This window comes from Streptomyces sp. SM10 (assembly GCF_002910915.1).
Classification (GTDB): domain Bacteria; phylum Actinomycetota; class Actinomycetes; order Streptomycetales; family Streptomycetaceae; genus Streptomyces.
Map to the genome: position 1 here is coordinate 67,352 of NZ_NEUF01000101.1, position 9,146 is coordinate 76,497.

9 protein-coding genes are annotated in these 9,146 nt (G+C 71.0%); 5 read left to right on the forward strand and 4 right to left on the reverse strand.

Annotated features, from left to right (window positions below):
- Nucleotides 1–127 precede the first annotated feature (127 nt).
- The 4 genes from B9S57_RS15655 to B9S57_RS15670 are packed head-to-tail and all read left to right on the forward strand — an operon-like array spanning nucleotide 128 to nucleotide 2,448.
- A complete protein-coding gene (locus tag B9S57_RS15655) occupies nucleotides 128–1,090 on the forward strand; it encodes a zinc-binding dehydrogenase (RefSeq protein ID WP_103516188.1) in 963 nt (320 codons plus the stop codon).
- Nucleotides 1,090–1,635: a GNAT family N-acetyltransferase gene (locus tag B9S57_RS15660; protein ID WP_103516189.1), complete on the forward strand. Its 546-nt coding sequence runs from the start codon at nucleotides 1,090–1,092 to the stop codon at nucleotides 1,633–1,635. Before B9S57_RS15655 ends, B9S57_RS15660 begins: the two co-directional genes overlap by 1 nt.
- Before the next feature lie 31 nt (nucleotides 1,636–1,666).
- Nucleotides 1,667–1,876 (forward strand): sigma factor-like helix-turn-helix DNA-binding protein, encoded by a 210-nt coding sequence (locus B9S57_RS15665; RefSeq protein WP_103516190.1) that lies wholly within the window; start codon nucleotides 1,667–1,669, stop codon nucleotides 1,874–1,876.
- Nucleotides 1,876–2,448 (forward strand): Clp protease N-terminal domain-containing protein, encoded by a 573-nt coding sequence (locus B9S57_RS15670; RefSeq protein WP_103516191.1) that lies wholly within the window; start codon nucleotides 1,876–1,878, stop codon nucleotides 2,446–2,448. Before B9S57_RS15665 ends, B9S57_RS15670 begins: the two co-directional genes overlap by 1 nt.
- A gap of 90 nt (nucleotides 2,449–2,538) precedes the next feature.
- Here the strand turns inward: B9S57_RS15670 and B9S57_RS15675 are convergent, their stop codons facing one another.
- Both B9S57_RS15675 and B9S57_RS15680 read right to left on the reverse strand, forming a co-directional pair.
- Nucleotides 2,539–3,516 carry a PadR family transcriptional regulator gene (locus B9S57_RS15675; RefSeq protein ID WP_103516192.1) on the reverse strand — a complete coding sequence of 326 codons (978 nt, stop codon included), beginning with the start codon at nucleotides 3,514–3,516 and terminating at the stop codon, nucleotides 2,539–2,541.
- A gap of 1 nt (nucleotide 3,517) precedes the next feature.
- On the reverse strand, nucleotides 3,518–4,375 hold the full coding sequence (locus B9S57_RS15680) for a DUF4097 family beta strand repeat-containing protein (protein WP_103516193.1): 858 nt from the start codon (nucleotides 4,373–4,375) through the stop codon (nucleotides 3,518–3,520).
- Nucleotides 4,376–4,544: 169 nt separating this feature from the next.
- Between B9S57_RS15680 and B9S57_RS15685 the strand changes: the two genes are divergently transcribed.
- The gene (locus B9S57_RS15685; RefSeq protein ID WP_103516194.1) at nucleotides 4,545–5,426 is read left to right on the forward strand and encodes a hypothetical protein; all 882 of its coding nucleotides are present in this window, start codon (nucleotides 4,545–4,547) and stop codon (nucleotides 5,424–5,426) included.
- On the opposite strand, the gene B9S57_RS15690 is transcribed toward B9S57_RS15685, so the two are convergent.
- Nucleotides 5,427–5,609 (reverse strand): DUF6104 family protein, encoded by a 183-nt coding sequence (locus B9S57_RS15690; protein WP_103516195.1) that lies wholly within the window; start codon nucleotides 5,607–5,609, stop codon nucleotides 5,427–5,429. It abuts the gene before it with no gap.
- Between the two features lie 90 nt (nucleotides 5,610–5,699).
- Nucleotides 5,700–9,146: multifunctional oxoglutarate decarboxylase/oxoglutarate dehydrogenase thiamine pyrophosphate-binding subunit/dihydrolipoyllysine-residue succinyltransferase subunit (locus B9S57_RS15695; RefSeq protein WP_103516196.1), on the reverse strand; the 3,447-nt coding region annotated here is incomplete at its 5' end.

The window sequence follows — 9,146 nt, forward strand, 5'->3', positions numbered from 1 at the left end:
CGGACCCCGTCCGGCGGCCCACGGGCCGGTCCACGTCGGAAGGCTCCCTCACACGCCGGTGAGCTGGGGCGTGTGTCACACCTTCGAACGGTTACGTCACGGCGCGTCACGGCCTATCGTCGTGGCCATGTTCGCCGCCTACGCAGCCCGCATCGACCGTGACCGGCCCCTCGACGGGCTCGAACTGGGCGAACGCCCGGCGCCCGAGGCGCGGTCCGGGTGGACCACCGTCAGGGTGAAGGCCGCCTCCCTCAACCATCACGACCTCTGGTCCCTGCGCGGGGTGGGTCTCGCCGAGGGCAAGCTGCCCATGATCCTCGGCTGCGACGCCGCCGGTATCGACCAGGACGGCAACGAGGTCGTCCTCCACTCCGTCATCGGCCAGACGGGACACGGCGTCGGCCCGGACGAGCCGCGCTCCATCCTCACCGAGCGCTATCAGGGCACCTTCGCCGAGCAGGTCACCGTCCCCAGCTGGAACGTGCTGCCCAAGCCGAAGGAGCTCACCTTCGAGCAGGCCGCCTGTCTGCCGACCGCCTGGCTGACCGCGTACCGGATGCTGTTCACCAACGCCGGGGTGCGGCCCGGTGACGCCGTCCTCGTGCAGGGCGCCGGCGGGGGTGTGGCCACCGCCGCGATCGTGCTCGGCAGGGCCGCAGGCCTCCGGATGTTCGCCACCAGCCGTGACGAGGCCAAGCGGAAGCGGGCCGTCGAGCTGGGCGCCATCGAGGCGTACGAGCCCGGCGCGCGGCTGCCGGGGCGTGTCGACGCCGTCATCGAGACCGTCGGTGCCGCGACCTGGTCCCACTCGGTCAAGTCGCTGCGCCCCGGAGGCACCCTGGTCATCTCGGGTGCCACCAGCGGCGACCGCCCCACGCACGCCGAACTGACCCGCATCTTCTTCCTCGAGCTCAAGGTTGTCGGATCCACGATGGGCTCCAAGGACGAGCTGGAGGATCTGCTGTCGTTCTGTGCGGCCACCGGAGTGCGGCCCGTCATCGACGAGGTTCTGCCGCTCGACCGGGCCCGGGAGGGCTTCGAGCGGCTCGCCGCCGGAGACCTGTTCGGAAAGATCGTCCTCACCCCCTGATGAGCGGCCGGGGGGAACTGCCCACGCCGGAAGGGATCCTGCTGCGGCGCTGGCGGCCCCCCGACGCCCCGGCGGTGCTCCGTGCCTTCTCGTCACCGGAGATGGCACGGCAGGCGGGCCGGCCGGTGACGACCACCGCCGAGGCGCTGGAGTGGATCGCGGAGAGCGAGGGCGAACGGGCGGCCGGCCGGGCGTACGGCTGGGCCGTCGTCCGGGAGGGAGTCCCGCTGGGGCACGTGGCCGTGTCGGCGGTGAACCGCGTCCACGGCACCGGCTGGGTTTCGTACTGGACGGTCGAGGAGGCCCGCGGGAGGGGCGTCGCCCTCGGGGGCGTACGGGCGCTGGCCCGCTGGGCCTTCGACGACCTGGGGCTCCACCGGCTGGAGCTCGGCCACCGGACGAACAACCCCGCCTCCTGCGCCGTGGCCGTGCGGGCCGGTTTCGCCCCGGAGGGCATCGAACGGCAGAAACTTCGTTACGGGGATCTCCGGTACGACGTGGAGCGCCACGCCCGCCTCGCCGCCGATGATGTCAACGATGGTTGACGGGCTTCGAATGTCAACGTAAGTTGACACCATGACCGAAGCAACGGATCTCGCCGCACGCGCCGGTGATCACGACCCGCGAGTCGGGCTGCGGGCCGTCGCCGCATTGCGGCGGCTGCTCGAACAGCTCGAAGCCGTCCAGGTGAGAACCGCCCGGGTCCAGGGATGGTCGTGGCAGGAGATCGCTGCCGAGCTGGGTGTCAGCAGGCAGGCCGTGCACAAGAAGTACGGGAGGCATTGATGTTCGAGCGATTCACCAAGGGCGCCAGGGCCGTCGTGACCGGCGCGGTCACCCACGCGGAGCGGGTCGGAGCCGACTCGGTCACGGAGGAGCACCTGCTGCTCTCCCTGCTGGACCAGGAGGGCGGCCGGGTCTTCTTCGCCGTCGCCGCGCTCGGGCTCACCGACCGGCGCGCCTCCCTGGAGGCGGCGCTCGCCGAGGCCCGCCGCCGAGGCGGACTCACCAGGGCCGACACCGAGGCCCTCGCCGGAATCGGCATCGACGTCACCGAGATCGTGGCCCGGGTCGAGGACGCCCACGGCGAGGGGGTGCTGGCGGGCGACCGCGGGGCCCGCCGGTGGTGGACGGGGCGCCGCCCCTTCACCGGTGGCGCCAAGGGCAGCCTGGAGAAGTCCCTGCGTATCGCCCTCGGCCGGCGCGACCGCTTCATCGGCGAGGAACATCTGCTGCTGGCCCTGACGGCCTGCCCCGGAGTCGTCGCCGATGTGCTCGCCGAGCACGGTGCGACCTACGCGACGGTGGAACGCGCGCTGTACGGAGACGCGGGCCAGGGAACGGCCCGCGCGAGCTGAACCGGCGACCTGGCCGGGTGGAGCCGGTGGGACGACGACGGCCCGGCCGGTGTCGCCCGGCCGGGATGTCCGGCCGGGCGACGCGCGGGTTCATGACGTGCCGGTGGTGCCCGTCGTCCCGTCGGGCGTATCGCGCAGCAGCGAGTCGATGCGGGTCGCCGCCGTGGACAGATGGCGACGAGCCTGTGCCAACTGGGTCTCACTGACGCCACGGTCCCGGGCCGCGTCACGGATGTCGTCGCGGAAGCGGTCCAGCAGACGGTCCAGGTCCCGTGCCGCGTCGCCGGTGCCCGTGGCGTCGGCGGCCCACTCGATGTCCGGCTCCTCGGGCGCCGGACGGCTGTACGAGGGCCAGGTGCCGGTCTTCGCGAAGCCGCCGAGCTGGCCGGTGATCTCGGCCAGACCGTCCCGCACCCCTGCGGGCCAGTCGCCCCGCGCGAAGTGCTCCTGGACCTGGCGCGCGGCGGTCTGCATCTGCTCCCGCGCCTTCTCGTGCGCCTCCTGGGCCTGGCGGCGGGCCTGGTCCGCGTCCTCGCGCGCCTTGCGGGACTCGTCCTTCGCCCTGCGGGCCTGCTCCTTCCACTCCTGCTTGGCCTTGCGCAGCTCCTCCTTCGCCGTGCGCCAGGCCTCCTTCTCCCCGAGGCCGGCGTCCCAGCCGCTCCGACCACCGGCCGAGGTGTGCCGGGACTCGGTGGCGGCGGCACGCATCTCGCTGCGGAGCTGGCCCGCCGCACCCCGCACGTCGTCCCGGATCTCGGCGGCCAGCTCGGACACGGACTCGCGGATCTCCAGCTCCAGATCGGCCAGTTCGCCGCTGCGGCCGGCCAGCTCGGCGCGCCCGGCATCGGTGATGGAGTAGACCTTGCGGCCGCCCTCGGTGGCGTGGGTGACCAGCCCCTCGGCCTCGAGCTTGGCCAGCCGGGGGTAGACGGTGCCGGCCGAAGGTGCGTACAGCCCCTGGAAACGCTCCTCCAGGAGGCGGATCACTTCGTACCCGTGGCGGGGGGCCTCGTCCAGCAGCTTGAGCAGGTACAGGCGCAGGCGGCCGTGGGCGAATACGGGTGCCATGTCAGAGCACCTTTCCGGTCGGCTCGGCGTCGTGGGAGTGGTCCTGGGCGGACGGGCGGCGGAGCAGGGCGATCGAACCCGAGACGGTGGTCGCCTTCAGCTTGCCCGTGCCCGCCCCCAGTGTGCCGGTGATCTTCTTCGCACCCCACTGGCCGCCCGCACGCAGGTCTTCGAAGGCATGGGACAGGGTGCCGCCGGCGGTGTTCGCCTCGACCCGCGCGTCCGCCGGATGCTGCAGCCGGACGGCGATCCCGCCGGAGACCGAGGTCAGTCTGATGTCCGTCGGCTTCGGCGAGGTGTCGAGATCCAGCACCATGTGGCCGGTGACGGACTCGGCGTGGACCGAGGTGCCGGCACCCGCGACGACCGTCAGATCGCCCGACACGGACGTGAAGTGGAGGTCGCCGGTGACGGACTGGGCCTCCAGGTTGCCGGACACGGTCTCGGCCCGGACCGCGCCGGACAGGCCCACCACGGTGCTGTCGCCGGAGACGCCCCTCAGCCCGGTGCGCCCCCGGATTCCCGAGACGACCGCCTCGGCGCCCACCGAGCCGATCTCCACCGCCGACCCCGCCGGTACGGACAGGGAGACCACCGCGCTGCGGCGCGGACTCCGGCGGTCGAGCCAGGTGCGCAGGCCCTGCCACGGCAGGTCCTCGTAGGTGACGGTGAGGGTGCCGTCCTGCAGGGTCACGACCAGCGGGGGACCCTCGATCGCGGACACCTCCAGTCGGGCGGTCGGGTCGTCGGTGCCGACGACGTTGATCGCACCGTCGACGATCCGCACGGTGAGTGCTGTCACGGGCTCGTCGAAGGCGAGCCTTCGGGGCTCGGCGACGGTCCACGTCGTCTCGGGCATGGATCTGACCTCCCACTGGCGGGCGTGACGCAATATATCGCGTCTTCTGGAGAACACGATATATCGCGGATGGGGGAAGTCAAGAGTGAATCGAAAGGGGGCGCATCAGGGTGGCGCAGAGGTGCATAGAAACGCCCATATCCGAGCAAAGTGCCCTAGCGTATGGGGCATGACCGCGACATCCGTGGGCGCCCTGATGCTGTGCCGGGCCGACCCCGAGACCGTACGGCCCGTGGCCCGTCTCCTGCAGGAGCGCATGCTGCTCGTACCCGCCGGGGACGGCTGGAGCGTGCTCGTCCCCGAGGGCAAGCCCTGGCGGAAGGACGGCCACGGAGGCGCCGGAGGAACGGCGGCCGGCGGGGCCACGGCATCCGACGGATCCCCGGAACCCGTGGACCGCGTCGTCGGCGGCTGGGCCACCGCACTCGCGGTGGGCTCGACATGGCCGGTGCTCGCCCTGTGGTGGGACGGCGACCGGTCCGGCTACACGCTCGCCTCGGGATTCCGCCGCCCGGTCGGCTACACCTGGCTCGCCGACGGCACCCCGGCCGCCGAGGAGGAGGCCATGCGGACCTCCGCCCTCCGGCTCGGCCTCGACCCCGTCCAGGACGTCCAGGCACTGGAGAAGCTCACCCGGGCGGACCCGGAGGCGGACGCCGACGCCCGGCTGCGGGGACTGCTCGCCGTACTCACCCGTGCGGGGGTGGATCTCCCGCCCGGTCTCACTCCGGGCGATCCCGCCGACCGGCTGCGCTCGGTCGCAGGGATCCTCCCGGAGGCGGAACAGATCGAATGGGCCGGCTGGCGTGACGCCGTACGCGTGGAACTCGACGCCGTCGAGAGCGGAAGCCTCGGACCCTGGATGCTCGGCCCCAGGGCCCGCGCGGTCGCCGCGGCCCAGGTCGCCGCAGGCCTCCCGCTCACCCTCTGGGGAGCCCGCCGCCGAAGCGGCGGCTGGATCACGGCGGGCCTGGTCCTTCTCGTGCAGGGAGTGCTGGGGCTGGCGTACAACCACGTCAGGGGTACGGGCGCAGGAGGTCAGGGCCGCTGACTACGCGTCGTCGTCATCGTCGTCCAGCCTGGCCAGCCAGGTCGCGAGGCGTTCGACGGGGACCTCGAAGTCGGGGTTCAGGTCGACGAACGTCCGCAGCTGCTCGGCGAGCCACTCGAAGGTGACCTCCTCCTCGCCGCGCCGCTTCTCCAGTTCCTCGATGCCACGGTCCGTGAAGTACATGCGACCAGAATAACGAGGCCGGAAAGCCGGAGGGCCCGACCCCGCGAGATGTTCGCGGGGCCGGGCCCTCCGGTGACGTACAGCGGCTGATCAGGCCTCGAAGACCTCGGCGACCAGCTGAGCCTGCTCGGCCTGGTGGCGCTTGGCCGAGCCGACCGCCGGGGACGAGCCACGCGGACGCGAGATGCGGCGCAGGCGCTCGCCGTGCGGCACATCGGCGCCGACGGCCAGGTCCAGGTGGTCGATCAGGTTGAGCGCGATGAACGGCCACGCACCCTGGTTCGCCGGCTCCTCCTGCGCCCAGAGGTACTTCTCGGCGTTCGGGTACTTGGCGATCTCGGCCTGGATCTCCGCACCCGGCAGCGGGTAGAGACGCTCCAGACGGATGATCGCCGTCTCCGTGTCACCACGCTTCTCGCGCTCGGCGTCGAGGTCGTAGTAGAGCTTGCCGGAGACGAAGACGACCTTGCGGACCGCCTCGGCCTTGACCGACTCGTCACCGATCACCGGGCGGAATCCGCCGGTGGTGAACTCCTCCACCTTCGACGCTGCCGCCTTGAGGCGGAGCATCGACTTCGGGGTGAAGACGATCAGCGGCTTGTGGTGCGGGTTGTGCACCTGCCACCGCAGGAGGTGGAAGTAGTTCGACGGCAGGGTCGGCATCGCGACCGTCATGTTCTCCTGCGCGCACATCTGCAGGAAGCGCTCCGGCCGGGCGGACGAGTGGTCCGGTCCCTGGCCCTCGTAGCCGTGCGGGAGCAGCAGGGTGACGCCGGACGTCTGGCCCCACTTCTGCTCGGCCGAGGAGATGAACTCGTCGACGACGGTCTGGGCGCCGTTGACGAAGTCACCGAACTGGGCCTCCCAGATCACCAGGGACTCCGGGCGGGCCAGCGAGTAGCCGTACTCGAAGCCCATCGCCGCGTACTCGCTGAGGAGCGAGTCGTAGACGTTGTAGCGGGCCTGGTCGTCGGAGAGGTAGAGCAGCGGGGTGTAGTCCTCGCCGGTCTTCTGGTCGACGAGGACCGCGTGGCGCTGGCCGAACGTGCCGCGGCGGGTGTCCTGTCCGGCGAGCCGGACCGGGGTGCCCTCCATGAGCAGCGAGCCGATGGCCAGGGTCTCGCCCATGCCCCAGTCGATCGTGCCGTTCTCCACCGACGCGGCGCGACGCTGCATCTGCGGCATCAGGCGCGGGTGGACGGTGATCCCGTCGGGGATGTTCACCTGGGACTCGGCGATCAGCTTCACGACCTCCGAGGAGACCGCGGTGCCCACCGAGACCGGGAACTCCGCCTGGACGTCCGGGACATGCGGCTGGGACGGCGCCGAGGTGGCCTCGCGGACCTCCGCGAACACCTTCTCCAGCTGGCCCTGGAAGTCCTGGAGCGCCTGCTCGGCCTCTTCCAGGGTGATGTCGCCGCGACCGATGAGGGACTCGGTGTAGAGCTTGCGCACCGAGCGCTTCTTGTCGATCAGGGTGTACATCTGCGGGTTGGTGAACTCCGGGTTGTCGCCCTCGTTGTGACCGCGGCGGCGGTAGCAGATGAGGTCGATGACGACGTCCTTGTTGAACGTCTGCCGGTACTCGAAGGCGAGCCGCGCGACGCGGACCACGGCCTCCGGGTCGTCGCCGTTGACGTGGATGATCGGCGCCTCGATCATGCGCGCCACGTCCGTGGCGTACATCGAGGAACGCGAGGACTCCGGGGCGGCGGTGAAGCCGACCTGGTTGTTGATCACCACGTGCACGGTGCCACCGGTGCGGTAGCCGCGCAGCTGCGACATGTTGAGCGTCTCGGCGACGACGCCCTGGCCCGCGAAGGCCGCGTCGCCGTGGAGCGCGACGGGCAGGACCGTGAAGTCCGTGCCGCCCTTGTTGATGATGTCCTGCTTGGCGCGGGCGATGCCCTCCAGGACCGGGTCGACCGCCTCCAGGTGCGAGGGGTTGGCGGCCAGCGAGACCTTGATCTGCTCGCCGTCCAGACCGGTGAAGGTGCCCTCGGCGCCCAGGTGGTACTTGACGTCGCCGGAGCCGTGCATGGAGCGCGGGTCGAGGTTGCCCTCGAACTCCCGGAAGATCTGCGCGTACGACTTGCCGACGATGTTCGCCAGGACGTTCAGACGGCCGCGGTGGGCCATGCCGATGACGACCTCGTCGAGGCGGGCCTCGGCGGCGGAGTCGATGACCGCGTCGAGCAGCGGGATGACGGACTCGCCGCCCTCCAGCGAGAACCGCTTCTGGCCGACGTACTTGGTCTGCAGGAACGTCTCGAACGCCTCGGCGGCGTTGAGGCGGCGCAGGATCCGCAGCTGCTCCTCGCGCTCGGGGGCCGGGCGCGGACGCTCCACCCGGTCCTGGAGCCACTTGCGCTCCTTCGGCTCCTGGATGTGCATGAACTCGATGCCGGTGGTGCGGCAGTACGACTCACGCAGCACGCCGAGGATGTCGCGGAGCTTCATCATCGTCTTGCCGGCGAACCCGCCGACCGCGAAGTCCCGCTCCAGGTCCCACAGGGTGAGGCCGTGCTCGGTGATGTCCAGGTCGGGGTGCTTGCGCTGGCGGTACTCCAGCGGGTCGGTGTCGGCCATGACGTGGCCGCGGACCCGGTAGGAGTGGATCAGCTCGAAGACCCGTGCGGCCTTGGTGACGTCGTCGTCGTGCGAGGCGTCGATGTCCTTGAGCCAGCGGACCGGCTCGTAGGGGATGCGCAGCGCCTTGAAGATCTCGTCGTAGAACTCGTTCTCGCCGAGCAGCAGCTGGGAGAGCACACGCAGGAACTCGCCGGACGCCGCACCCTGGATGACGCGGTGGTCGTACGTCGAGGTCAGGGTCATGACCTTGGAGATGCCGAGCTTGTTCAGGGTGTCCTGCGAGGTGCCCTGGAACTCCGCCGGGTAGTCCATCGCGCCGACGCCCATGATGAGGCCCTGTCCGGGCATCAGGCGGGGCACCGAGTGGACGGTGCCGATGCCGCCGGGGTTGGTCAGCGAGGCCGTGACGCCGGAGAAGTCGTCCATGCCGAGCTTGCCGACGCGCGCACGGCGGACGATGTCCTCGTAGGCCTGCCAGAACTCGAAGAAGTTGAGCGTCTCGGCCTTCTTGATGGCCGCGACGACCAGCTGGCGGTCACCGTTCGGCTTCACCAGGTCGATGGCCAGGCCGAGGTTGACGTGCTCCGGCTTGACCAGGGTCGGCTTGCCGTCCTTCACCGTGAAGGAGTGGTTCATCGACGGCATGGCCTTGAGGGCCTGCACCATCGCGTACCCGATGAGGTGCGTGAAGGAGATCTTCCCGCCGCGGGCGCGCTTGAGGTGGTTGTTGATGACGATGCGGTTGTCGAAGAGCAGCTTCACCGGCACGGCGCGGACCGACGTGGCCGTCGGCAGCTCCAGGGAGGCGTTCATGTTCTTCGCGACGGCGGCCGACGGGCCGCGCAGCGTCACGAACTCCGGGCCGCCGGGGGCCTCGGCCGGGGCGTCCGTCTTCGCGGCTGCCGGGGCGGCCTTGGCGGGCGCCGCCTTCGCGGGAGCGGCGGG

Coding starts and splice junctions, on each gene's coding strand:
- B9S57_RS15665 (WP_103516190.1), top strand. CDS start 1,667: ATGACCGAAGCAACGGATCTCGCCGCACGCGCCGGTGATCACGACCCG.
- B9S57_RS15685 (WP_103516194.1), top strand. CDS start 4,545: ATGACCGCGACATCCGTGGGCGCCCTGATGCTGTGCCGGGCCGACCCC.
- B9S57_RS15660 (WP_103516189.1), top strand. CDS start 1,090: ATGAGCGGCCGGGGGGAACTGCCCACGCCGGAAGGGATCCTGCTGCGG.
- B9S57_RS15690 (WP_103516195.1), bottom strand. CDS start 5,609: ATGTACTTCACGGACCGTGGCATCGAGGAACTGGAGAAGCGGCGCGGC.
- B9S57_RS15670 (WP_103516191.1), top strand. CDS start 1,876: ATGTTCGAGCGATTCACCAAGGGCGCCAGGGCCGTCGTGACCGGCGCG.
- B9S57_RS15655 (WP_103516188.1), top strand. CDS start 128: ATGTTCGCCGCCTACGCAGCCCGCATCGACCGTGACCGGCCCCTCGAC.
- B9S57_RS15675 (WP_103516192.1), bottom strand. CDS start 3,516: ATGGCACCCGTATTCGCCCACGGCCGCCTGCGCCTGTACCTGCTCAAG.
- B9S57_RS15680 (WP_103516193.1), bottom strand. CDS start 4,375: ATGCCCGAGACGACGTGGACCGTCGCCGAGCCCCGAAGGCTCGCCTTC.